The sequence below is a fragment of the Sphingomonas qomolangmaensis genome (genome assembly GCF_024496245.1).
GTDB lineage: Bacteria > Pseudomonadota > Alphaproteobacteria > Sphingomonadales > Sphingomonadaceae > Sphingomonas > Sphingomonas qomolangmaensis.
Map to the genome: position 1 here is coordinate 1,611,354 of NZ_CP101740.1, position 24,809 is coordinate 1,636,162.

At 63.9% G+C, this 24,809-nt stretch carries 21 protein-coding genes and 3 pseudogenes; 8 read left to right on the forward strand and 16 right to left on the reverse strand.

Annotation, left to right across the window (positions count from 1 at the left end):
* Positions 1-54 precede the first annotated feature (54 nt).
* From NMP03_RS07590 to NMP03_RS07600, 3 genes are all read left to right on the forward strand, one after another.
* Positions 55-2,241, forward strand: coding sequence for an ATP-binding protein (locus tag NMP03_RS07590; protein WP_256508053.1), 2,187 nt, complete (start codon positions 55-57; stop codon positions 2,239-2,241).
* Positions 2,238-4,454, forward strand: coding sequence for an EAL domain-containing response regulator (locus NMP03_RS07595; protein WP_256507876.1), 2,217 nt, complete (start codon positions 2,238-2,240; stop codon positions 4,452-4,454). The genes NMP03_RS07590 and NMP03_RS07595 overlap by 4 nt, the downstream gene beginning before the upstream one ends.
* Before the next feature lie 293 nt (positions 4,455-4,747).
* The gene (locus NMP03_RS07600) at positions 4,748-5,965 is read left to right on the forward strand and encodes an NnrS family protein (protein WP_256507877.1); all 1,218 of its coding nucleotides are present in this window, start codon (positions 4,748-4,750) and stop codon (positions 5,963-5,965) included.
* Positions 5,966-6,096: 131 nt separating this feature from the next.
* Here the strand turns inward: NMP03_RS07600 and ccoS are convergent.
* From ccoS to NMP03_RS07670, 14 genes and pseudogenes are all read right to left on the reverse strand, one after another.
* Positions 6,097-6,246: pseudogene (ccoS, locus tag NMP03_RS07605) on the reverse strand (cbb3-type cytochrome oxidase assembly protein CcoS); the annotation flags it as partial.
* Entirely contained in the window at positions 6,243-8,384 is a 2,142-nt protein-coding gene (locus NMP03_RS07610) for a heavy metal translocating P-type ATPase (RefSeq protein WP_256507878.1), read from the reverse strand. The pseudogene ccoS and the gene NMP03_RS07610, both read right to left, overlap by 4 nt.
* Complete coding sequence (locus NMP03_RS07615) at positions 8,381-8,839, reverse strand: FixH family protein (RefSeq protein WP_256507879.1); 459 nt, start codon at positions 8,837-8,839, stop codon at positions 8,381-8,383. The genes NMP03_RS07610 and NMP03_RS07615 overlap by 4 nt, the downstream gene beginning before the upstream one ends.
* Complete coding sequence (gene ccoG / locus NMP03_RS07620; protein WP_256507880.1) at positions 8,836-10,254, reverse strand: cytochrome c oxidase accessory protein CcoG; 1,419 nt, start codon at positions 10,252-10,254, stop codon at positions 8,836-8,838. The genes NMP03_RS07615 and ccoG overlap by 4 nt, the downstream gene beginning before the upstream one ends.
* Before the next feature lie 98 nt (positions 10,255-10,352).
* Positions 10,353-11,282 carry a cytochrome-c oxidase, cbb3-type subunit III gene (ccoP, locus tag NMP03_RS07625; protein ID WP_256507881.1) on the reverse strand — a complete coding sequence of 310 codons (930 nt, stop codon included), beginning with the start codon at positions 11,280-11,282 and terminating at the stop codon, positions 10,353-10,355.
* The gene (locus tag NMP03_RS07630) at positions 11,275-11,442 is read right to left on the reverse strand and encodes a cbb3-type cytochrome c oxidase subunit 3 (protein WP_256507882.1); all 168 of its coding nucleotides are present in this window, start codon (positions 11,440-11,442) and stop codon (positions 11,275-11,277) included. The genes ccoP and NMP03_RS07630 overlap by 8 nt, the downstream gene beginning before the upstream one ends.
* Positions 11,439-12,170: a cytochrome-c oxidase, cbb3-type subunit II gene (ccoO, locus tag NMP03_RS07635; protein WP_256507883.1), complete on the reverse strand. Its 732-nt coding sequence runs from the start codon at positions 12,168-12,170 to the stop codon at positions 11,439-11,441. The genes NMP03_RS07630 and ccoO overlap by 4 nt, the downstream gene beginning before the upstream one ends.
* Before the next feature lie 10 nt (positions 12,171-12,180).
* Positions 12,181-13,830, reverse strand: coding sequence for a cytochrome-c oxidase, cbb3-type subunit I (gene ccoN, locus NMP03_RS07640; RefSeq protein ID WP_256508054.1), 1,650 nt, complete (start codon positions 13,828-13,830; stop codon positions 12,181-12,183).
* A 239-nt stretch (positions 13,831-14,069) separates the two neighbouring features.
* Positions 14,070-14,204: pseudogene (locus NMP03_RS07645) on the reverse strand (5-aminolevulinate synthase); the annotation flags it as partial.
* A gap of 235 nt (positions 14,205-14,439) precedes the next feature.
* The gene (locus tag NMP03_RS07650; protein ID WP_256507884.1) at positions 14,440-14,820 is read right to left on the reverse strand and encodes a hypothetical protein; all 381 of its coding nucleotides are present in this window, start codon (positions 14,818-14,820) and stop codon (positions 14,440-14,442) included.
* Positions 14,821-14,841: 21 nt separating this feature from the next.
* Entirely contained in the window at positions 14,842-15,474 is a 633-nt protein-coding gene (locus tag NMP03_RS07655) for an SOS response-associated peptidase family protein (RefSeq protein WP_256507885.1), read from the reverse strand.
* A gap of 127 nt (positions 15,475-15,601) precedes the next feature.
* Positions 15,602-16,099: a BLUF domain-containing protein gene (locus tag NMP03_RS07660; RefSeq protein ID WP_256507886.1), complete on the reverse strand. Its 498-nt coding sequence runs from the start codon at positions 16,097-16,099 to the stop codon at positions 15,602-15,604.
* Between the two features lie 565 nt (positions 16,100-16,664).
* Positions 16,665-17,552: an alpha/beta fold hydrolase gene (locus tag NMP03_RS07665; RefSeq protein WP_256508055.1), complete on the reverse strand. Its 888-nt coding sequence runs from the start codon at positions 17,550-17,552 to the stop codon at positions 16,665-16,667.
* 13 nt (positions 17,553-17,565) lie between these two features.
* Entirely contained in the window at positions 17,566-18,312 is a 747-nt protein-coding gene (locus NMP03_RS07670) for a hypothetical protein (protein ID WP_256507887.1), read from the reverse strand.
* Between the two features lie 66 nt (positions 18,313-18,378).
* Here NMP03_RS07670 and NMP03_RS16200 point away from each other — a divergent pair.
* Positions 18,379-18,519: pseudogene (locus tag NMP03_RS16200) on the forward strand (hypothetical protein); the annotation flags it as partial.
* 9 nt (positions 18,520-18,528) lie between these two features.
* Positions 18,529-19,008, forward strand: coding sequence for a hypothetical protein (locus tag NMP03_RS07675; RefSeq protein ID WP_256507888.1), 480 nt, complete (start codon positions 18,529-18,531; stop codon positions 19,006-19,008).
* A 58-nt stretch (positions 19,009-19,066) separates the two neighbouring features.
* Here the strand turns inward: NMP03_RS07675 and NMP03_RS07680 are convergent, their stop codons facing one another.
* Positions 19,067-19,990: a LysR family transcriptional regulator gene (locus NMP03_RS07680; RefSeq protein ID WP_256507889.1), complete on the reverse strand. Its 924-nt coding sequence runs from the start codon at positions 19,988-19,990 to the stop codon at positions 19,067-19,069.
* Positions 19,991-20,532: 542 nt separating this feature from the next.
* Between NMP03_RS07680 and NMP03_RS07685 the strand changes: the two genes are divergently transcribed.
* Positions 20,533-20,931, forward strand: coding sequence for a hypothetical protein (locus tag NMP03_RS07685; RefSeq protein WP_256507890.1), 399 nt, complete (start codon positions 20,533-20,535; stop codon positions 20,929-20,931).
* A 361-nt stretch (positions 20,932-21,292) separates the two neighbouring features.
* On the opposite strand, the gene NMP03_RS07690 is transcribed toward NMP03_RS07685, so the two are convergent.
* Complete coding sequence (locus NMP03_RS07690; RefSeq protein WP_256507891.1) at positions 21,293-22,279, reverse strand: TerC family protein; 987 nt, start codon at positions 22,277-22,279, stop codon at positions 21,293-21,295.
* Between the two features lie 856 nt (positions 22,280-23,135).
* Between NMP03_RS07690 and NMP03_RS07695 the strand changes: the two genes are divergently transcribed.
* Together NMP03_RS07695 and NMP03_RS07700 are read left to right on the forward strand one after the other, a co-directional pair.
* The gene (locus NMP03_RS07695; RefSeq protein ID WP_256507892.1) at positions 23,136-24,041 is read left to right on the forward strand and encodes an ABC transporter ATP-binding protein; all 906 of its coding nucleotides are present in this window, start codon (positions 23,136-23,138) and stop codon (positions 24,039-24,041) included.
* Positions 24,041-24,793, forward strand: coding sequence for an ABC transporter permease (locus NMP03_RS07700; protein ID WP_256507893.1), 753 nt, complete (start codon positions 24,041-24,043; stop codon positions 24,791-24,793). Before NMP03_RS07695 ends, NMP03_RS07700 begins: the two co-directional genes overlap by 1 nt.
* The last annotated feature ends 16 nt before the right edge of the window (positions 24,794-24,809 follow it).

Here is a 24,809-nt window from a genome sequence, read left to right on the forward strand (position 1 = left end):
CTGATCGCCAAGTTCGGCCTTGCTCCGGTGCTGGCGCTGGTGCTCGTGCTGGCAATGGGGGTGATCGAAGTGGCGGCGCTGAACAGCGTGCGCGACGACACCCAGCGCATCGTCGCGGTCGACATGCGCAATTCGGCGCAGCTGGCGGACATCGCGGCGCGTTTCGAACGCGCGGACGCCAACCTCTACCGGCTGCTCAACATGGAGGCCACCAACCCCGGCGAGAATTCCATCGAAGCCCGAGCCGACGAGATCAGAGCCGCGGTCGCGGGCGTCCGGCGCGATCTCGAGGCCTTCCGCAAGACCGAGGCGGGCGTGGAACATCGCGCCCGCATCGCCACCGCGCTGCGCGAGGTCGATGAATATGCCCAGGCGGTGGATGTCGTCACGTCGATGCTCGGCGTCGACTTCGCCAGCGCCGCCGCGATGCTCGAGCCGTTTCGCGAACATGCCGACAAGGTCACGTCCAACATCAACCTCGTCGCGAGCAGCGTAATCGCGGCTTCGAACCGGCGCGCCGAGGCGGTCGGCGCCCATGTCGCCACGACGACGATGATCTTCTCGGTACTGGCGCTGCTAGTGGTGCCCGCGATCGCTCTCGTTACCTGGATCGTCGGCCGCGCAACGGTGCGCTCGATCCGCCAGATCGCCAACGCAACGACCCGCCTCGCCGCCGCCGATTACGATCTCGATATCGCTGCGCTGGGGCGCAAAGACGAGCTGGGCGCGGTCGTGGTCGCGCTCGAAACCTTCCGCCGGCAGGCAATCGAAACCAAACGCCTCGCGGAAATCGAGGAAAACAGCCGCTGGCTGCAGCTGGCCAAGACCGCGGCGGAAAGCGCCAGCGCGGCGAAGAGCGCTTTTCTCGCCAATATGAGCCACGAGCTGCGCACCCCGCTCAACGCCGTACTGGGCTATGCCCAGCTCCTTCGCCGCGATTCCAGCCTGAACGAGCGGCAGGGCAGCGCCGTCCGTACCATCCATCAGAGCGGCATGCATTTGCTGACGCTGATCACCGATATCCTCGACCTGTCGAAAATCGAGGCGGGCAAGTTCGATCTCGACCCCGTCGCGTTCAATCTCCCGACCGCCTTGCGCGACGTCGGCGACATCATCCGGGTGCGCAGCGAGGAGAAAGCGCTCGCGTTCGTCTCGGAAATCCCCTCGGCCTTGCCGGCTTATGTCCTCGCCGACCAGAAACGGCTGCGCCAGGTGCTGCTCAATCTGATCGGCAATGCGGTCAAGTTCACCGACAGCGGCCAGGTCGGCCTGCACGTCATCGTCGAGGAGCAGACCGAAACCGAGGCCCGGATCCGGTTCGAGGTCCGCGACAGCGGCGTGGGCATTGCCCCCCAGCAGCTGGATGCGATCTTCCACCCATTCGAGCAGGTGGGCGAAATCGAACGCCGCGGCGGCGGAACCGGGCTGGGCCTGAGCATCAGCCGCAAGCTCGTCGAACTGATGGGCGGCACGATCCAGGTGCAAAGCGCGCTCGGCGTCGGCAGTTGCTTCTCGTTCGCCCTGACGATGCCGCTCGCCCGCGGCCAGGCCGCCGAAACCGCGCCGCGGATCGCGGTGAAGGGCTTTCGCGGCCCGCCGCGCAGCGTGCTCGTCGTCGACGATATTCCCGAAAACCGCGCGATGCTGAGCGACGGCTTGCGCGGACTGGGGTTCGAGGTTCGCGAAGCGGCCAACGGACAGGAGGCACTCGATCGGGTCTCCGCCGCGGTTCCCGACCTGGTCCTGATGGATGTGCGCATGCCGGTGATGGACGGCCTGGAAGCGACCAGGCGCCTCCGCGTCATCGCCGGGCTCGCCGCCTTGCCGGTCATCGCGGTATCGGCCGGCGTGTCTGTGGAAGAACGGACGCGCAGCCTCGACGCCGGGGCGAATGCCTTTCTGACCAAACCGGTCGATTTCGACGAGCTCGTCTCGACGATCACGTTGCATCTGCCGATCGACTGGGTGATCGAGGAAAGGGACCAGCCCGGCGATGCCGATGCCGAAGGCGGCGACGGCATGACCCTGGAGGCGATACCGCCCCAGGCGGAGATGGAAGCCCTGCACCGCCTGGCGCTGGCCGGCGACATGCGCGGGCTTCGCGCGCAGGCCGAACGACTGGGCGACGATTACCGCGCCTTTGCCGATCGGCTGCAGACGCTGGCGCGCGCCTATCAGTCGAGTGCCATTCTCAACCTCATCGAACGCAACATGGATAGAAAGCAGGTCGAACTGTCATGAACGCCCTTTCATCGATCGACGTCGTTGCGCAAACGGTCCTCATCGTCGACGACAATCCCGTAAATCTGGGAGTCCTGGTCGAGCATCTCGAAGATCAGGGCTATCGCGTCGCGGTGGCCCAGGGCGGCGAGGAGGCGTTGAAACGCGCCGAATTCGTGCAACCCGATCTGATCCTACTCGATGTGATGATGCCCGGTATCGACGGCTTCGAAGTGTGCCGCCGCCTCAAGGCGAACCCCGCCACCCAGGCGATTCCGGTGATCTTCATGACCGCGCTGGCCGATATCCACGACAAGGTCACGGCGTTTGCTGCGGGTGGCGTCGATTATGTCAGCAAGCCGTTCCAGATCGAGGAACTGGCCGCGCGGGTGGAGACGCACCTGGCGCTGCGTGCCATCCAACGGCGGATCAGCCTGCAGAACGTCGCGCTGCGCGAGGAAGTCGCTGCCCGGCGCCAGGCGGAGACGGCGCTCCAGGCGTCCGAAGCACGCTATCGCCGGCTCTTCGAGACCGCGATCGACGGCACGTTGCTGCTCGATTGGGAGACCGGCGAGGTAACCGACGTCAATCCCGCGCTCATCGATATGTTGAGCTTCCACCGTGCCCAACTGGTCGGGCGCAAGCTATGGGAACTCGAATCGTTCGGCGACGTGCCGGAGTGCCAAACCATCCTGTCCGAGCAGCACCAGCGCGACCGCTTCCACGCCAAGCATTGGGTCCTCAAACGGGGCGACGGTTCGGCGATCGACGTCGAGATCGTCGGCGGCCATTACGAGGCCGAGGGTGCGCATGTGATCCAGTGCAACATCCGCAACATCACCGAGCGCAAACAGGCCGAGGCGCGCATCCGCTACATGGCGCTGCATGACGGGCTGACCGGCCTGCCCAACCGGACGCTGCTCGAGGATCGCCTGGGGCACGACATCGCCAACGCCCGGCGCAACGGCGACCACATGGCGGTGCTGATGCTCGATCTCGACCGCTTCAAGCACGTCAACGATTCGCTCGGCCACTATGTCGGCGACCTGTTGCTCGAGGAAGTGGCGATGCGTCTGCGCGGCTGTCTGCGCGAGGGCGACACCGCGGCGCGCCTGGGCGGCGACGAGTTCGTCCTGGTACTGCCCGGCATTGTCGAGGACGAGACCGCGGAGTCGGCGGCGCGGCGCATACTGCTCACGCTGGGCGAGCCCTTCCTGATCGAGGAGCACCAGATCCGCATCGGGGGCAGCGTCGGCATCGGGCTCTATCCCAAGGACGGCGAAGATGCCGAAGCCTTGCTGCGTGCGGCCGATGCGGCGATGTACGCCGCCAAGCGCAAGGGGCGCGGCACCTGCCACTTCTTCACCCCCGAACTCAACGAGGCGACAAGCCAGCGCCACAATCTCATCCGCGACCTCCAGCAGGCGGGCGCACAACACCAGTTCATCCTGCATTATCAGCCGCAGGTGACGATCGAGAACGGAAAAATCGCTGGCCTCGAGACGCTGCTGCGGTGGTGCCACCCGACCGAGGGTATGATCTCGCCCTCGGTATTCGTCCCGCTGCTGGAGGAACTGGAGCTTATCGAGGAAGTCGGTGCATGGGCGCTGCGCACCGCATGCCTTCAGAACGCCCGGTGGCAGCAAGAAGGGCTGCCGCCGATGCGCATTGCGGTGAATCTTTCGGCGCAACAATTCTACCGAGGCGATATCGTGCGCGCCGTCAGCGAGGCGCTAGAGGAGTCCGGGCTTGCGTCCCGCTGGCTAGAACTCGAGCTGACCGAAAGTCTGATGCTCGACGACAGCGACGAGACCTTGAGCGTCCTGGCCGAGCTCAAGAAGTTGGGCGTCGGCCTGTCGCTCGACGATTTCGGCACCGGCTGGTCATCACTCTCGCATCTACGGCGATTTCCCCTCGATCGGATCAAGATCAACCGATCGTTCGTGCGCGACGTTGCAATCCATCCCGATGCTGCCGCCGTGGTGGAAAGCATCCTCCGACTTGCTCAGAGCCTGGGAATGGATTGCATTGCCGAAGGAGTCGAGAACCTCGCGCAGTTTGAGTATTTGCAGCAACATCTATGCGCAGAGAGCCAGGGGTTTCTATTCAGCAAGCCCATTCCTGCGGATCAGGTTTCCGTTCTCCTGGACCCGTCTCGCCATCTGATAGAGACCGCGGCCGATCGCAAGCCGTCCTTTACCACCCCAAACGAGCAACAGCTCCCGGCAAGATAGCCAGTCCAGTCCGACGAGCTTTCCCATCTGCGATCGAGAACCGGGATTCCGGTTCACCGACAACAGACGGAGATGTCGGTGCTGCCGGTCTGATGCGAGCAGCTTTCGGGCGACGAGTTGAAGTGGCCAAATCGGCTGATCGGCTTGTCCGGGCGGGACATTCTAGCCCCCCACCCGCTCATGGTTACCAGCCGGCGCACTTGGCCTGACAGAGCCCTTCCAAGCGATAGCGACCGACGGCGAGTAAGTATAACCCCCGATGCGCATACCCCCCGGTCCCGCTAGTTGGCGTAATGAGCAGTCGAGCAGGCATAGCCACCATCACGAAGCGCAAAAATCGCAGTCAGCGGTTTCCCCCAATCCTGCAGGGCGGGTTTCGGCCCTTTTTCCTTGGCGGGGCGGTATGGGCGCTTGTCGTAGTCGTCCTCTGGGTCAGCGTGCTCACCAGTGGCGCGAAGCTGGCGACCATGTTCGATCCGCTGGTTTGGCACCGTCACGAGATGTTGTTCGGCTATCTTGGCGCCGTCATCGCGGGGTTCTTGTTGACCGCCATTCCTAACTGGACGGGCCGACCCCCCATCACGGGTTGGCGGCTAGCGATGCTCGTTGGCCTGTGGCTTGTGGCGCGGCTTGCCGTTTTGTTTTCGTTGCTTGTGGGAGCCGGTGTTGCTGCGGTGTTCGACGTCGGCTTCGTGCTGGTGCTCGCTGCGGTCTGCGCCAGAGAGATCATAGCTGCCAAGAACCGCAACTTTCCGATCGTTTTGATCGTCCTCCTGCTCGCCGTCGCTAATGGCCTCGACCATGCCGACGCATTTGGCTTGGTTCAGCTATCCGGGTCCGGCTGGCGAGCAGGCTTTACGCTGATCGTGATGCTGATTGCCGTGATCGGCGGGCGTATCATCCCGACGTTCACACGAAACTGGCTTGTGAAGCACCGACCGACCGCAGCCTCGCCAGCCCCGCCTGATCGGTTCGACAGCGTCTGCCTTGCCATCACTGCTATTTCACTGGCGGGTTGGGTTGCTGCCTTCGATCCGCTCGCGGTCGGAGCTTCTCTTGTTGCTGCCGGCGGATTTCAGGCAGTGCGGCTGAGCCGTTGGTGCGGCAACAAGACGCTACGCGAACCGCTCGTTCTATGTCTTCACATCGCTTATGCATGGCTGCCGATCGGCCTCCTTCTTATGGGAACAAGCATGCTGCACCCTGGCGTGCCGCTAACCTCGGCACTGCATGCGCTCTCTGCGGGCGCGATGGCGTCGATGACGTTAGCAGTGATGATCCGCGCCACGCTGGGCCATACTGGCCGGGCGCTGCGTGCGGACGGCTCGACCGTCGCAATCTTCGTACTGGTTACGGTGGGAGCGGCAGTGCGGGTAGCGGCACCGGTATTGCCGTTCGACTACAATCGCACGGTTGGACTGGCGGGGTTCCTGTGGGGCGGCGCATTCCTCCTCTTCGCGGTCGCTTATGGGCCCAAGCTTTTGGGGAATAGCTTGAAACCTCAGACCTGAAGCGCCCGACCGGTGAACTGCCGGCTGCCCATCGACGCGACTTATTCGGGGTCGGCACTGCGCAATGAACGTGGCTGGCTATCGATGGTTGGTGAAGCGACTGCTGCGCATACGTCCGCCCTTCCCTCGATGTCTCCCGGCTTCTCGTCGTCGATCAATATCCTCAGCGCCGCGCCATCAAGATCATCGAACTGGCCCGACGACGATGCCCAGAAAAACGCCGCCAGCCCCATCAGCCCCAGCAACAGCGCGATCGGGATCAGGATCGCGACGATGTTCATCGCGCCGCCGATCGCAGCCGAAGCGCGTTGCCCACCACCAGGATCGATGACCCCGACATCGCCAACGCCGCGACCAACGGTGTGACCAGCCCGGCCATCGCCAGCGGCACCGCCAGCACATTGTAGCCAATCGCCATCGCGAAATTCTGCTTCACCACCCGCGCGGTCCGCCGCGCCGCCGCGATGGCGATCGGCACCGGCATCAGGCGGTCGCCGAAGAAGACGAGGTCGGCGGCCTGCCGCCCGACGTCGGTTGCCGCCGCCGGGGCCATGCCCACGCTCGCGCGCTTGAGCGCCGGGCCGTCGTTCAGCCCGTCGCCCACCATCAGGACGCGATGGCCCGCCGCCTCGAGCGCGACGACGCGGTCATGCTTCTCCGCCGGCGACATTTGCGCGCGCGCCGGCAGCCCTAGCTGCTGCGCCAGTGCATCGACCACCGCGTGACCGTCGCCCGACACGAACTGCGCGTCGAGGTGCAGCGCGCGCAGCCGATCGACCGCCGCCGCCGCGTCGGGGCGGATCGCATCGGTGAACAGGATCGGATGCACCGCACCGTCGCCGATGCGGAACCAGGTGGTCGTGGTCGATTGGTTGGGGTCGGTCGTCGGCGAAACCCAGGCGGCGCGCCCCAGCCGCGCGGTCACGCCGTCGATCACCCCCTGGACCCCATTGCCGACTTCCTCGCGAAACTGCGTCGCCAGCGCGGGCGCGACGCCGGCGTCTTCCAGGGTCTGGGCAATCGCCTTTGCCAGCGGATGACGGCTGGTCTGCGCCAGCGCCAGCAATATCCGCCGCGCCTGTGGGTCGTCTGGGAGGCCCGACACCGGCTCGAGCCGCCCCAACGTCACCGTGCCGGTCTTGTCGAGCAGCACCGTGTCGATCGTCGCGAGCTTTTCGAGCGCCGCGCCGTCGCGCACCAGCACGCCGCGCCGCATCAGCGCGCCGGCGGCGACCACCTGCGCCACCGGCACTGCGAGGCCGAGCGCGCAGGGACAGGTGATGATCAACACCGCCACCGCGATCAACAGCGATTCATGCCAGCCGGCACCCGCGATCATCCATCCCGCCAGGCTCAGCGCCGCCAGCGTGTGGACCGCGGGCGCGTATAGGCGCGAGGCGCGATCGGCGATGCGGACATAGCGCGACTTGCTTTGCCCCGCCGCCTCCATCAGTCGCGCAATGTCGGCGATGAAGGTGCTGTCGGCCAGCGCGGTCGCGGTCACCACCAATGGCGAGGTCAGGTTCATCGTGCCCGCCAGCACCTGCCCGCGTGGCTCGACGGGTTCGGGGGCGCTTTCGCCGGTTACCAGGCTGCGATCGACGTCGCTAACCCCTTGGTCGACGATGCCGTCGACGCCGATGCGTTCGCCCGCGGCGATGAGGATGCGCGCGCCGATGCCGACATCGGCGATCGGCATCCGTTCGACCGAGCCATCCTGCGCCATCACCATCACCTGGTCGGGCAGACGGCGCAGCAGCGCCGTCACCCCGTCCTGCGCGCGTTCGCGCATCACCGTGTCGAGCAACCGCCCCGCCAGCAGAAACGCCACCAGCATCACCGCGCCGTCGAAATAGGCGTGCGCGCCGCCGACGGCGGTTTCATACAGGCTCATCGCGCAGGTGACGACGACGCCGATCGTGATCGGCACGTCCATATTGGTCCGCCCGACGCGCACCGCGCGCCACGCACTGACGAAGAAAGGCCGCCCGGCATAAGCGATCGCGGGCAGCGCGATCAGCGCCGACAGCCAGTGGAACAGCTCGCGCGCCGCACCATCGGCGCCCGACCAGACCGATACCGACAACAGCATCACGTTCATCGCCGCGAACGCCGCCACCCCCAGCGCCTTGGCCAGGGCGCGGCTTTCGCGCACCTCTGCCGAGCCTGGCTGCTCAACCAGCGGATGCGCCGCATAGCCGATCCGCTTGATCGTTTCGATCAGCGCATCGGCATCGATCGCCGGCGCATGCGCGACCGCCAGCCGCTTGGTGGTGAAGTTGATCCGCGCCGACGACACCGCCTCGATCCCCAGCAACCCGCGCTCGACCTTGGCGATGCAACCGGCGCAGCTCAGGCCCTCGACGACCAAGGTCGTGGTGCGGTGATCGGCGGCACGGATCGCGGTGGCCGCGTTCACAGCATGATTTCCTGCTTGAACCGCGCCTGGGTTTCGCCGCGCTGGACCGCGATGCGCAGGATCCATCGTCCGGGCAGCAGCGCGTGGCGCGCGGCATAGCGCCCGTCGCGCCCCGGCGCCAAGGCAAGCCGGGTGGCGGGAACCCGTCCCAGCGGATGTTCGGCCATCACCACCACCGCCGCACCATCCACCGGCCCGTCCGGCCCGCGCAGATCGACCGCCATCACCCCGCCGGGCTCGCCCGATGCCTCGACGCTCCACCCCAATCGGGCCTGCGCGCGGGCTTCACCCAGCCAGCCGTTGAACCGCTGGCTGGCGACATAGCTGTTTTCGACCACGACGCCGCCGAAGGTATGGCTCGCCTGCGTCGCCATGATGACGTTCACGGTGACGACGACGGCGAAGAACGCGACCATGATCGCGGTCATGTGCCAACCGGTAAATGGCTTGGTCATTGCGTTTCCTCCGGCCGTTCGAAGCGGCTGTCGTCGCTGGCGCTCGCATGGTCGCCGTCGAGCGCGCGGACGGTGAAGCGCAGGTCGCTATGCTGCGGGCCGTCGCCCGGCGCGGCAACGAACAACTGCGTCTTGGTGACCTGGTCGGGGTCGATCGCAAGCTGCACCGCGCGCCCCGCCGTCTCGCGGCTGCCGCGCTCGTCCCATAGCAAGGCGGGCTCGCCGTCGATCGCGATCTCCACACGGCGCGGGCGCGTTTCCATGTTGCGGATTTTCACGGTGTAGGTGTTGCGGATCGACCCGTCGGACAGTTGCACCCATTGCGGGTTGCGCGTCTGGGTCACGCTGATGTCGAGATGCGATCGCGTTTCGAGCGCGAACAGCATCACGGCACCGATCGCGCTCCAGCTGCCGAGATAGATCAGCGTGCGCGGACGCAGCATCCGGCGCAGCGGCGCGACCGAAGGCTTGCCGGCGCGCGCGGCATCGTCATCGGCCTGGGTGGAATAACCGATCAGCTTGGGCTCGCGCCCGACGCGCAGCATCGCATCGTCGCAGGCATCGATGCACAGCCCGCAGGTGATGCAGCCGATCTGCGGCCCGCCGCGAATGTCGATGCCGGTGGGGCAGACGGCGACACAGGCGTTGCAATCGATACAGTCGCCGATCCGCAGCGGATCGGGGCCGTCCGCCGCATCGGCCTGCGCGCGCTTCAGCCCGTGCGAGCGCGGTTCGCCGCGCCATTCCTTGTACGTGACGGTGAGCGATTGTTCGTCCATCATCGCCGCCTGGATCCGCGGCCATGGGCACATGAACTGGCAGACCTGCTCGCGCATCAGCCCGCCCAGCACATAGGTGGTGGCGGTCAGCAGCGCGACGGTGCTGTAGGCCACCATCGGCGCCTCGCCGCTGAACAATGCAGGGGCAAGCGTCGGGGCGTCGGCGAAGTAGAATATCCACGCACCCCCGGTCAGCACGCCGATTGCGATCCACACGCTGTGCTTGGCAACGCGCCGCGCGATCTTGCCGAGCGACCAGGGTGCCCGCTGCAGGCGGATCTGAGCGTTGCGATCGCCGTCGATCCACCGCTCGACATGCTGGAACAGATCGGTCCACACCGTCTGCGGACAGGCATAGCCGCACCAGGCACGCCCCACCGCCGAGGTGACGAAGAACAGCCCGATCGCCGCCATCACCAGCAGCCCGGCGACATAATAGAATTCGTGCGGCCAGATCTCGATCGCGAACATGTAGAAGCGCCGGTTCGCCAGATCGATCAGCACCGCCTGATCGGGCGCATAGGGACCGCGATCCCAGCGCAGCCACGGCGTGATGTAATAAATCGCCAGCGTGACGATCATCACCACCCATTTGAAGCGACGAAACGCCCCATCGACCGCCTTGGGAAAGATCATGCGCCGCGCCTCGAACAGCCCGGGCGGCTTGCTCTTGCCCTGCTTGGTCTTATCCGACCCGGCGCGAGTGCCGGGCGGAGAAAGGGGCGAGGTTTTGGTCACTGCTTCGCGGCAACGCGCTGCGGCGCGGCTGCGACGCGGGTGGGTGCCGGCGATGCCTCACCGCCGCCGAGCGAATGGACATAAGCGGCGAGCATCTTGATCGTCACCGGATCGAGCTGCTTTTCCCAGGCGGGCATGATGCCGCCACGGCCATTGATGAGCGTCGTGGTCAGCGAACCGCGGTCACCGCCGAACAGCCAGATGCTGTCGGTCAGGTTCGGCGCGCCAAGCGTGCGATTGCCGCGCCCTTCCTCGCCATGGCAGGCCGCGCAGTTATTGGTGTAGAGTGCGCCGCCGCGCGCCGCCGCTGCGCTCGGTTGGTCCTGCCCCGACCGGACGCGCACGAACGACACCAAATCGTCGATTTCCGCCGGTTGCAGGATACCGTCGCGACCGAAGGCGGGCATTTGCGAGATGCGGGTCTGGACGTCGCCGGGATGGCGGATGCCGTGGATCAGCGTCTGCTCGATCGCCGCCATGTCGCCGCCCCACAGCCAATCATCGTCGTTCAGATTGGGATAGCCCTTGCTGCCCGCGGCACCCGCACCGTGGCAGGCCGCGCAATGCACCTTGAAGACCGAACGTCCGCCCTCTTCGGCCGCCGCCAGCAATTTGGGGTTGGCCGCCAGCTGATCGAGCGGGGTGGCCGCAAGCGCGGTCATGATCGGCGCGCGACGCTTCTGTTCGCCGGCGATGTCGCGATCGAGCTCGCCTTGGCTCGACCAGCCGAGCACGCCCTTGGTCGCGCTGTTCAGCATCGGTATCGCCGGATAGGCGATGACATAGCCGATCGCGAAGACGATGCTGGCATACAGCGTCCAAAGCCACCAGCGCGGCATCGGCGTGTCGAGTTCCTCGATCCCGTCCCATTCATGGCCGACGGTGGGGGTGCCGGTCTTGTCGTCGATGCGACTGCGCTCAGCCATCGATCGCGTCCTCTGGTTCGAAGATGCTGGTCGCCGCCGTCCGGTGCGCATCGCGGACCGAGGGCAGGAAGGTCCAGCCGGTAAAGGTGACGAACACTGCGGCCATCATCACGAGGCCCCAGCTGTCGGCGAAATGGCGGAAGGCGTCATAGGTGCTCATTTCGCGAGCTCGCGCGGCGCCGCCGCCTTGAAATCGACCTGGACGCCCAGCCCCTGGAGATACGCGATCATCGCATCCATCTCGGTGACTACCGGGTTCCCGTCGAAATCGCGCGCCTGCGCCCCGGGATAGCGCCGCACCAGATCGGTCGAATCGGTGTCGCCGCGCGCCTGTGTCCACACGTCGCTGACGGCGTTGCGGATGTCCTCGTCGGTATAGGGTACGCCTTCAGCGCGCAGCACCTTCAGATGGCTCGCCATGTCCTTGGCATCGACCGCACGGTTGGCCAGGAAGGCATAGGGCGGCATGATCGATTCAGGCACCACCGATCGGGGGTCTTTCATGTGCTGGACATGCCATTCGTCCGAATAGCGGGTGCCCACGCGCGCCAGATCGGGGCCGGTCCGCTGCGATCCCCATTGGAACGGATGATCGTACATGCTCTCAGCAGCCAGGCTGTAATGGCCATAGCGTTCGGTTTCGTCGCGGAACGGGCGGATCATCTGGCTATGGCAGCCATAGCAGCCCTCGCGGATATAGATGTTCCGTCCGACCAGCTCGAGCGGGGTATAGGGTCGAACCCCCTCGACCTTGGTCACCGTCGACTGGATCCAGAACAATGGCGCGATCTCGACGATGCCGCCGATCGCGACGGTGATGAGCGCGAGCGCGGCCAGCAGCGTGACGTTGCGTTCGATCTTCTTGTGACGCTGGACGAAGGTTGCCATGTCGAACTTCCTATCGGGCGGCGGCGACGGCGGTGCCGTCGAGCGTGGCAGGGGGGGCGATGGCGGCAGCCGAGGCCGGGCGATCCTTCGCCGGATCGAACACCGGCGACGACATCGGCGCCTCGTCGCGCAGCTTGCCCCGACACGTCATCCAGACGTTCCAGACCATGAACAGCGCGCCGGCGAAGTAGAGCAGGCCGCCGGCGGTGCGGATCACGTAATAGGGATGCATCGCGGCGACGACTTCGGCGAAGGCGTAGACGAGATAGCCGTCATCCCCATATTCGCGCCACATCAGCCCCTGGGTGATGCCGGCGACCCACATCGCCGAGGCGTAGAGGACGATGCCCAAGGTCGCGCACCAGAAGTGCCAGTTGACCATCCGCAGCGAATAGAGCCGCGTGCGACCCCATAGGCGCGGGACCATGTAATAGATCGCGCCGAAGGTGATCATGCCGTTCCAGCCGAGCGCACCCGAATGGACATGGCCGATCGTCCAGTTGGTGTAGTGCGAGAGCGAATTGACGCTCTTGATCGACATCAGCGGGCCTTCGAAGGTGCTCATGCCGTAGAAGGCGAGCGCGAACACCATCATGCGGATGATCGGATCGGTGCGGATCTTGTCCCATGCGCCGTTGAGCGTCATCAGGCCGTTGATCATGCCGCCCCAGCTCGGCATCCACAGCATGACCGAGAACACCATGCCCAATGTCTGCGCCCAATCGGGCAGCGCGGTGTAGTGAAGGTGGTGCGGGCCGGCCCAGATATAGAGGAAGATCAGCGACCAGAAATGGATGATCGACAGGCGATAGCTATAGACCGGGCGTTCGGCCTGTTTGGGCACGAAATAATACATCATGCCCAGGAAGCCGGCGGTCAGGAAGAAACCGACCGCGTTATGCCCGTACCACCACTGGGTCAGCGCATCCTGGACGCCGGCGAACAGCGAATAGGATTTCGATCCCACCCACGACACCGGCAACGACAGGTTGTTGACCAGATGCAGCATCGCCACGGTGATGATGAAGGCGAGGTAGAACCAGTTGGCGACATAGATATGCGGCTCTGACCGGCGGACGATCGTGCCGATGAAGATCGCCAGATAGCTTACCCAGACGATCGTCAGCCAGATATCGACATACCATTCGGGCTCGGCATATTCGCGGCCTTCGGTCACCCCCATCAGATAGCCCGTCGCCGCTAGGACGATGAACAGCTGGTATCCCCAGAAAACGAACCGCGAGAGCGCGGGGAAGGCCAGTCGCGCGCGGCAGGTGCGCTGGACGACATAGAAGCTGGTGCACAACAAGGCGTTGCCGCCAAAGGCGAAGATCACCGCCGAGGTATGCAGCGGCCGCAACCGCCCGAAGGTCGTATATTCGCTGCTGAGGTTGAGCAGCGGATAGGCGAGCTGCGAGGCGATGACGATGCCGACCAGGAAGCCCACCACCCCCCAGAATACGGTGGCGATCACCCCCCAGCGGATGACATCGTCATAATATTCGGTCGCTTGCGCCGCCTGTGCGGCAACGCTCAGCGCGGGGGTGCCGACCTGGCGGATCGTCATGGCCGCCGCAGCAAAGCCCGCCAGCGCGACGATCATCATGTGGACGCTGAACGCGGTATCGACCGCAACTGCCGCCAGCACGACCGCCGCCATGCCCGCGAACAGCCACAGGGCGGCGCGAAGCAGCACATCGTCGATGTAGGGCGCTTGCGCGGTGGTTACGGTTGGGGTTCTGGAACCGTGCATCATGCGGTCTTTCGAAATGCGGGGCGGCACCAGATCTCGACCAGCACATCGGTCAGCGCATCGGTCAGCGCCCGCAGCATCGCAGCACCGTGCGATGGGCCGGCCGTGAAGATGAACCCCGGCGCATAGCTGCGGATCAGGTTGAGCTTCGAGCCATTGCGCCCGGCGAAGCATCGCGCATCGGGGAACGCCCCCTTGATGCGCGATAAGCCTATGAACACGCGATAACGCCCCTCGGCCTGCAACCGATCGATCGCGCGTTCAAATATCGTTGCGTACATGTGATGAAGCCCCGCCCCTGGTCCGCTGCTGCTAGCGGCGAGCGGGGGATGGCCCCCATTCGCAAATATACGTAGCGGCTACGTACGGTCGCGCGCCTTACTCGGCGGCGCGGCGGCGGCGGGGTGGCGCAGCGATGCCCCCGCCCTCGCCGCGCCCGAAATCTCCAAAGACATCCGGCCTCCTTTACTGCAGCGCCCGGGATCTAAAGCCGCAGGCCGAAGCCAGCACCGACCACTAGCGGACGAGATGCACGCGCAGCGACTGGTCGCCGATCGCAGTCGTGCTGAGCCGCGCGGTGGTGTCGGTCTCGATGTATTTCACGTCGAAATTGAGTGGACGCCTTACTGGTCGACGGCTCGCCAGCGGTAGATCAATCCGCCGTTGAGCCTCACCGCTATCTCCTCGAAGTGCCGGCGCCAGTGCCGGAAGGCGTGCATCCGCCGCGCCCGCGGCCGTCGGATGTGTGAGCAGGTTCCCGGCATTCGGCGACGACACCGGAAAGGGCATCTTCATGAGCACCACCAGCCCGATCACCGCGCGCGACGAGTTGAAGTAGCGGAACGGGCCGGCGGGCTTGCGTGGCTGAGGACATCCTAGCCGCTGCCGGGCCTTCATGAGCAACCCGCCCCAACTCCGTCACCGCTCCATTTGCCGCGTCGGGAACACCGGCCCCCGAACCGTCATTCTGGAGCTGTCATAGGGTCGCTGGAGCTCGACCACCGCGTCGTACGAGCCGCGCAGCCAGGTATCGACGTCTTTGGCTTCGAGGATCGTGATCATCGCCTTAGGATGGATCGGAGCCACGAGCTCGTTAGGATCGCAGGTCACCATGGTGAAGCCTGCGCCCTCTTTGGTCTGCTGCCAAAAGCCCGCCACTGCGAACACCGGCTGGTCGGTCACCTGGAACCACATCTCACCCTTCAGCGGCGGCTTCCCGTCGCCAAGGTCGTGCTTGTCGGGCGTCCATTCGCAGAATTCGGTAAGGGGAACCAGACAGCGGTTCTCAGGCTTCTCTGCCAGCTTGCGCCACTGCGGCAGCTTCAGGTTGCGGACATTCGTCATCGGCCAAGACGCCTGACCGCCCAGCACGTCCCAGAGCATCACGTCCCACGCGCGCTCGCCGTCGTGCTCGCGGATCACATAGGCGCGACCCTTCGGCCGCAACTCTTTTGCATCAAACCGGTTGTCCCGCGGCCTTTCGCCGAACAGCTTGTTGGCAGCGGCGAAAATCGTGTCGGGTTCGCCTGCATATCTTGCTCTGTTGCACATCACCCCATGGTATCATCGCGCAGAGGCGTAGCAATCGCCCGCAGGTAACCGAAAGCACCCTACGCGGTTTGGACGGTGCGAAGGGGGGATTGCGGTCTGTCCGCATGCGGGTCAGGCTGACGTGCGGCTATGTTGCCGCACTTGAGCCAAACGAACCTCGCCCAAGCGAATTGAGCGAACCCGAAGCCAAGTGTTCGAGGATACGCCGCAGCGCCGCAACGTTATTGTCGTCCTCTGCGCTTTCAAGCGCGTCCTGCAGCACCGTGCGGATGTCGTCGGCTTCAACCCGCTCCATCTCCCAATTCGGATACAGGCGCTCGCGCTTTTCTTCACCCCGGTCCAGCGGGACGATGTCGTAATGGCGGGGATCGCTATGCAGGCTCGCGATCAGCTTCTGCACCTCGGCGGGAGGTCCCTCGATCCATTGGAAAAAGACGCCGCTGCCGAAAACCAGCACCCCGGTGATGCCTTTGGCGAGATTGTAGCGTTGCGCTGATTCGATGATGCGATTGACCTCCATATCATCGACGCCTTCGGCGGCACGACTGCAGTATACAAAAGTATAAAGTGTGGGCGCGGCGTAGTCGAAGTCGGGGTCGCCTGGAAAACCGTATTCGTCGAACATGAATTCGCTCGCCCTGTCTATAGTGGGTAGGCCATAGTACCCGATGGGTGATCCCGGTTAGCGCATCTGTCCGGTTTTCGTAAGGAATGATCGAACTGTCGAAACTCAGATGAGCCGAGATAGTAGCTTAGCTGTCAATCGCCGTACCCGGACCAGGGCCCCTAGATCGTTCGGATTTGCTCGTGCGAGAATGTTCGCAATATCACTGGGGCTTAAGCGCGTGATGGCGGGGGTGTTGCAGTCGCTGGTAGCGCTCTGCTGCCGGGCGTAGCGGAGGCCTACGGTCTGCAGAAATCAAACAGAAGCAGCTGGATGACGCGCAAGCCCACGAACGGGGTTCAGCAGCTGCTGCTACCGTGGTCAGGTCGACCCAAACCGCAATCTTCGGGCAACGTCGTTCACAAAGTGGCCGAGCATTATCGCGTCGCGGGCAAATTCGAGCGCTTGTAAGCGCCCTATATTCCCCGTCTGATGTGGGCCTGTATCGCGTTCACGGCCCGCCGAATATGCGCCTTTGCTGGTCGGTTTGGTACTACCAGGCAATCAGGCAAAGCATCCGGCCTGTTCAACAGCCCCGTTCGGTTTTGACACCAGCACCTGTCGAAGGTGGCGAGGTATGTACGTCGGCCCCATATCGGGAAAACCACGCAACGATTGCTTCGGCCACTCGCACGGGTTGTTCCAGGTGAGGAAAGTGGCCAACCTCGGGCCACAGCTCCCGCGCGTATCCTTTGGTGAAGATGGCGTCCTGCCCGTCCGAGAGTTTAGGCAGGAGGCAACCGTCCTTCTCACCGGCAATGAACAGCGTCGGCACCGCAATCGGGTTGGCCGGCACCTCGAAGCCGCCTTCCCGGTACATGGCGACCGGCGCAGGCATGGAGCGGCGGAGCGTCGCCTTGACGCGCGCGAGGTGCGCGGGCGGCGGGGTGAAGGCGGGGGACCACCGCCGCCACAGTCGCTCCACATAGGCAAAATCGTTATGCGCCACCGCGCGATCGGCGACACCGCCGAACTGAAAAAAAATGATGTAGCGGCTCATCCACCATTGCCGTGGCAGGCGCTTCATGCGGCGGTTGATCGCCGCCGGATGCGCGCCCGAGAGCATCACGGCCGCCGCGAAAAGCTCCGGCGCGCGGGTCGTCGCGAGATATCCGATCTGCGCGCCATAATCGTGCCCGACAAAACAGACCGGCCGATTCGGGGACAGCGTACGGGCAAGCGAGAGCAGATCGGCGACCAAAGCATCGAGCGTAAGCGGCCCGGCCAACGGCGATGGCGCATAGCCGCGCAGATATGGCGCGACGGCGCGATAGCCTTTGGCGGCTAGGTCGGGGCCGATTTGGTCGAAGGTCGAGGCATCGTCAGGAAAGCCGTGCAGCAGCAGCGCTATCGGCGCATCGTCCGCTCCGGCGCTGCGGACCCCGAAACTCCCGGTCGGCGTATCGATCATCATCTCGTTCACCGCCTCAGCTCCCGAGCAGTGCAGCAAGCGGCACGGCCGGGGCAAGCAACCCGGCTGCGATCGCAACGCGAGAATTGGGCACCCGCCCCCGATTGGCGACCACGATGCCAAATAGCGCCCAAGCGATGGCCCCGCCATAGATCAGCGCGCCTGTCTTCGCTGCGATTACGCTACCGAGCAGCGCAGCCGCGGCGATTAAAGCGACGCTACGTCCCGTCCCGATCGCCACGCCGCTGAACCTTAATGTGGAGGACAGGTTGACGAACGTCGCCGCAGAAATCCACCCGGAGAAGAGCTGAAACGGCGCCGCTACCAGCCAGAATGTTGCTGCATTGTGCGGTTCTGCGGCTTCGATCCGCCATACGATAGTAAGCAAAACCGCGAGCGCGGCGACGATGATCGCGACGCTGCCCCAGTCAATGTCGCGACGAGGTACGTAATATTCCCAAGCGATGTTCAGCGCGAAAACCCCGGCGGCAAGCCAACCGATCGAGCGGAGTAGCGGGTCGTCGAGCTGCCCGGGCAATAGCTGCCAGATCCCGAATCCGAAGCACTCTAAAAAGATCAATCCCCACACCGCGAACGCCCAGTCGATCGGCACCGCCGGCGTCGACTGACGGGCCGACCTGCTAGCAATCGTCTCCGGCCACTTCCGCCAGTCAGGCCATTGCGACATCACGGCTTGGCCAATCGCGAGCAGCAGAACGGTGATAGCCCGGAAGCCGTCCGAGGAAAGGTAGAGGCTGAGCATCGATGATGCCTATATGTTGGATCGGACGATACAATACACGAGAAGATAGATTGGTTCAACTGATCCATGTCTAGGGCAGTCGGAAGCCGCAACGCCGCTTACGCCCAGCGCCGCGCCGCACTGCTAGGGCGGCTGCGTGCGCGCTTGTCGGAGCGGGGTGCGTCGCTTGCGTCTTGGCGCGAGCTCGCGGCGGCCGCCGGGGTCAGCCTGTCGACGATGAGTCACTATTTCGGGCGCCGCGACGACGTGGTGCGCGCAGTCATGGAGGACGATCTGCGGCAGGGGGCCGAACCCCTTGCCACGTTGGCGCGACCGACAGGGCCTTTCTCGACTTCGATCGCGGACGCCGTTTCACATGTCGCGACGGGCCTGCGCCATGGTGTGGGCACGATGTTTTCGGTCGGGCTGACCGAGGGGCTACGTCATGCAGAGCTTGGGCCGGTATTTCTCGGGTCAGCCTTGGAGCCGACCCTTGCTGCGATAGAGGCCCGTTTGACGGCTCATATCAATGCCGGTGACATGCGCGCCGTCGATCCGCGCGGACCGGCGATCGCGCTAGTATCGCCGCTTCTGATCGCGTTCCTCCACCAGCATGAGTTGGGCGGCAGCGACGTGCGCCCACTCGACCTGGACGCATTATGCCAGGAACACACAGCCGCGTTCGTACGGGCTTGGGGCGTTAGCTCGGCCGACTAAAAGCATCGCTCAGCGGATCGAAAGCATCTCCCAGCGTGCGATTCAAACTTCTTGGTGATCAAGCTTGAGGCGTTTCAAGCTTTTCTAGCGTCAACGACCGCGCCAGACGAGCAATGCTTTCGCCGATCATTGCAAAGTGCTCGCCCAAGACGTTGGACTTGCGCCATGCCAGCGCTATCGAACGGTAAGCATCCCAGCCCGCGACGTCGACCACGGTCAGTCCAGCAAACCCTCCCACCTCTGACGCAAGATAGAGCTGGGGCAGGATTGCCGCCCCCAAGCCGCTTGCCGCCATTTGATGCAGGCTGTCGAGACTCGTACCCTCGTAATCCGGTGCCAGTCGCATCCCGAACTGATCAGCAATGTTCGCTATCTGACGGTGATACTGGTGGCGTTGATCGATGGACAGGACGGGCAAGCCGGCCAACTGATCGGCCGTCACCGCGCGACAACCGGCAAGGAGATGGTCCTTGGCAACGACCAAGTATAGACGCTCGCGGAACAGCGGCTCAACCTGAAATAGATGGTTCGAGATGGGCAGCGGACCTAGATAAAGGTCGATCTGCCCTTTAGCCAGATCGTCGGTCTGGTAGATCGGGATGCCTTCGCGGACATGGATGCGTAGGTCGGGCAGCGACTGATGCAGTTCGGCTATCACCGGCGACAAAAGATATGGTCCGAGCGTAGGCGTCGTTCCAAAGCGGATGGTTCCCGATACTCGGCTTCCCGCACGCCGGGCGACATGGTCGAGTTCTCGCAGGTCACGCAGGATGGCACGCGCTCGGTCGATAACCTCTCGCCCCGCTGGCGTTGGCCAAACACCGTTGGGCGACCGCTCCAACAAAGGTAGGCCGAGATCGTCTTCCAAAGTCCGAATCTGCTGGCTGAGCGTCGGCTGCGACACATTGAGGAGCAAGGCTGCTTTGGCGAACGACTGCGTGTCCGCGATCGCTACCAAATACTCCAGCTGTCTGAGCTTCACACGGCGCTCCCATAGAACAGCTCTATCGATCGCTACGATACCTTTCTATTGGAGCTATCGCAATCGCTCCGGTACGTAATCGACACCAGCTCGGCGACCCCTCTACGGGCTGACACTCGGTGGAGCCCCGCGATGCTTTGCATGCCTTCCCGTACCAAGCCGGCGAGGCAGTCGCGCATCGCCGCGGGGCTTCATTCACCTTTAGCGCATGTTACGCTCGTGCTGCCCGCAGGGCGCGGCTTTTCGATCGCCGCGTGCATGGCGCTGACCGGTGATCCCCCGTCAATGCTGGTGTTTCGTAAGGAACGCGGGTCGCAGTTCGTACGAGATTTGGTCCTTGAAGGGCGGCAGGGGTCACCATCCAAATGGATCGGGCACTGGCTGATCCGCCTGGATGCTTTGCGTGGCGGCATCGGCTGGACGAACGCATTGATCCTCGATGGGGAGCCATGTCAGCGATCCGCGCGACATATCGAAGCATTAGTCTCAGAAGGTGCCCAGGCGCACCGATCGCCCCCGGTCTTTGCTGAAGGAGGACCGCGATGAGCCCTATCCTGAGCGCGTTGGCCCTTTTTGTTGGAGACGGTCACGGACCCACCATCGTCATCGAAAATAGCTCGGCGCGGGCGTTGACGCTCATCGCGGCAGAGATTCCGAGCCATTACGCCCCGCTGCCGCAAACGCCCCTGCTGCCCACCGCGTCGATCCGGACGGCGAGCCGAAGGGGCAAGATATTTGTACCGCACGACCATAGCAAAACGGAGGCGGTTCGGATCCATTACGCCGATGATATTGGCAATGGTTGCGTCTTCCATGTTGCAACTGCCGATCACTCGGCAAGCTGGAAGAAGCTGAAGCCGCGGGCTGAGCGGCGGGGCAATGCGGTTTGCGAAGCCCGGACCGGCAGAACGATTACAGATTTCGTCTATGTCGTCCGATAGGCCCCCTGTCATTGAGGGGCAGCTATTCCCGGCCGCTCTCGTGGCGACGATACGCGACGCTTCCACTCCCGATCGCAAAACCCTTTTGGCAATGGCGCGCCATTTTAGGCGGGATTTGGCCTCGGCCTATCCAACCGGCCTGTCACCCCGGACTGCTGTCCGCCTGGGATACCGGACGCTAATGGGCAATCGTCACTGATGTGCTGACGCACACCAAATTGAGCGCCTATCGATTCCGGTTGGAACGCCGGTAATCCCGCCGAATTCTCGCTCGCCGAGCACGCCGCCGACAACCCGGGAACCACGAGGCGCCAGAAGCGCCCCAGCTAACATTGTTATGCACGACGTGGCTGTTACCAAGCTAGGCCGAGGAAACCGAAGAAGGCGTCTCGTGTGTTTTCCATAGCGACCAGCCCACTCCGAAGGAAAGAATAGCGAAGGTAATGCCCAGTGACGCGGACGGAGGAATTTTTGCTAGCCCAAACGCATCCGCAACAAATATTTTAGAGCCAATGAATATTAGCAATACTGCCAGTGCGTATTTAAGATAATGAAACCGGTCCACCATAGCCGCAAGTGCGAAATATAAAGCACGGAGACCCAGGATTGCGAATATATTCGATGTGTAAACAATGAACGGATCAGTAGTGATCGCGAAGATTGCCGGCACCGAATCAACGGCAAATATGACGTCAACAAACTCGACCATAATCAACGCAAGGAACAGTGGCGTTATGAACCGGGATGACTTACCGGTATTGGGATCGATTTGCATCACCCAGAGGGAGTGACCGTGCAGCTTATCGGCAACGCGGAACCGTCGCCGCACCCATCTCAGTACAGTCGAGTTGGCGATGTCGTATGGCTGATCAGCCATGACCCACATCTTGATGCCAGTGAATACAAGAAAAGCCGCGAATACGTATAGCACCCAGCTAAACTGTTCGACTATCGCAGCACCGAAACCAATTATGATACCCCGTAGCAATATGACGCCAAGGATTCCCCAAAATAGGACACGGTGCTGATAGACGCGGGGAATTCCAAAGTAGCTGAAGATCATTGCGATGACAAACACGTTGTCCATCGCCAGGCTTTTTTCAATTACAAATCCTGTCAGATAGTTCATCCCAGCCGTCTCGCCCATGTACCACCACACCCAAGCGCCAAAGCTGGCTCCCAGTGCAATGTATCCCGCTGACAGAAATAGACTTTCGCGCACTCCGATCTCGCGCTGCTTCCTGTGCAGCACGCCGAGGTCCAGGGCGAGCAGCGTGACGACGATTCCGATGAAGGCCAGCCACATCCAGGCAGGCTTACCGAGAAAATCTAGGGCCAGGACTTCCATGGTTTCACCCGATCAAAACCGCGCTTGCTCGGCGGGAAGGAAATAACCCGTCCGACAAGGGTAAACTCGACCCCATTCGGTTTCGATCTCCACTTCTTACTCGCGCAAGCCTGTTGCCGCGAACTGCTTGAAGGATCTGATTGTTGCCAGCAAGTCGAAGCGTTCCCAGCCTTAGGATCCTGATCCTGCCTGTAAAGTGGGCCCGCGTCTCTCTTCGCATTTCGTCGTCGAGCTTCCAGTGAACCACGGTGATCCTGTAGAAAACGGTATCCATCGCACATATCCAATCGAGGATGTGTCGGTCAGTGCTCCCCAGGTTCAGCTTGTTGATATACCTACGCTAGCCTTCTGCACGATTACTCAGCCGCATTGTGCTCATCACGCACATACGGGGTACCAGGGGAGCTGATGCTCAATATTCTACGTAGGCTTTTCATGTCCGAACGGCCAATCGATTAACGAGCGGCTGCCAATAGAACCGGACTATGGCGATCGTCGCCTCCATCGAGCCGTGCACGGCCTCACGCTCAGCCGCTGCATCGAGCGACGACGGCGTACCGCCCGGCCGCAGGCATGGTAGCGCCCATTCGAAGGTCGGTTGCCGGCCCAGCGCCTCGATCGCGGCATCGACGCCGCGACCCCGGGTTATGCGTCGCGAAGTAGGTGGCTCGCCGACCGGCGGCTTTCGGGCCGCGAACAAGCGATCACTGCTGTGCCGCAAATGATCGGGAAGCGTGATCCAAGCCGTTCAAGCACGGTTCGGCTCCAGTGACATCTGTCACCCATCCGGCCTGACAAGCCGCACTGGCCCAAGACCGGTCTCCCGCCGATGGTGGCGCCGGCAAGGGAGTAAGCAATGGGCACAGACACCATGGCCGTGGTCGCACGGCTCGAGCGTATATCGAAGCACTTCGAAAATCATCTGGTGCTCGACGACATCGCGCTCGAGGTCCGCGCAGGCGAAGTCACCGCGCTGCTGGGGCCAAATGGCGCGGGCAAGACGACGTGCGTGGGCATTCTGACCGGCAGGCTTGCGCCAGCCAGCGGCCGGGTCGAGCTCTTCGGGCTCGACCCCACCCGGCCCGCGGCGCGCGCGCGCATGGGGGTCATGCTCCAGAGCGGCGGCCTGCCCGACGTGTTGACGGTATTCGAGCTCGTCACGCTGCAATCGGGCTATTACCGATATCCGCGCGCGGTGGCGGCAACGATCGCGCTGGCGGGGCTCGAGGGGCTCGAAGCGCGCCCCGCGGGCAAGCTTTCGGGCGGGCAGCAGCGCCGGCTCCATTACGCGCTTGCGATCTGCGGCCGGCCCGACCTGCTCGTGCTCGACGAGCCGACCACCGGCCTCGACCACGAAGCGCGACGGCAGCTTTGGACGACGGTGCGCGAAGAGGCCGATGACGGCGCGGCGGTATTGCTGACCACCCATTATCTCGAAGAGGCCGATGCGCTGGCCGACCGGATCATCGTGATCGACGAGGGACGGATCATCGCCGACGACGCCCCCGCCGCGATCAAGGCGCGGGTCGCGGGTTCGACGATCCGCTGCCGCACCGCGCTGTCCGAGCGCGAGCTTGCGACACTCCCCGGCGTGCGCTCGATCGACCGGAACGGCGCCGCTGCCACACTGATGGTCGCCGACGGCGCGTCGACGGCGCGCGCGCTGCTCGGCACCGATCCCACGATCTGCGACCTTACGATCACCGCGGCTTCGCTCGAGGACGCCCTCAGCCATCTCTCCAGCATGAAAAGGGCAGCGTGATGGACACTGCGATTGCCGATCCGCTCGGCGTCTTCGGCCGCGAAAGCATCGCCGAACTGCGCAAGAGCCTTCGCCTGCCCCAGTTCACCCTGCCGACGATCATCACCCCCGCGGTCTTCTACGGCTTGTTCGCGATCGCGCTAAACAGGGCGGGGCCCGACGCCGCGGCGTATTCACTCGCGACCTTCGGGGTGTTTGCCGCCACCGGCCCTGCCCTGTTCGGCTTCGGCGCAGGTGTCGCGGTCGAACGCGAAAACGGGCTGATCGAATTGAAGCGGGTCTCGCCGCTTCCCGCGGGCGCCTATGTCTTCGCCAAGCTGGTGGCGGCGGGCGCGATGGCGGCGATGGCGCTCGCTCTGATCTATGGACTGGCGTTGCTCGGCGGGGTCAGCCTTCGTCCCGAGCAATGGAGCTTGCTGGTGGCGGTACACATGCTCTCGGTCGTGCCGTTCGCGTTGCTGGGCTTCGCGGTTGGTATGCGGCTCGGCTCGAAGGGGGCGATCGCTGCGGCGAACGCGCTGTATCTTGGGTTTTCGATCCTCGGCGGCCTCTGGATGCCGATCACGATCCTGCCCGGCTGGATGCAACAGATCGCGTGGGCGACGCCGTCGTTCCATCTGGGGCAGCTCGCGCTCGCGTCGATCGGCGTTCCACCGCAGGGTGCGATTTGGCTGCACCTGCTCACCCTGATCGCGATCTCGGCCGCCGCAGCTTGGTTCGCGGTGGGCGGCTGGCGGCGAAGCCCGGCTTGACCGCAGCCCAACCGCC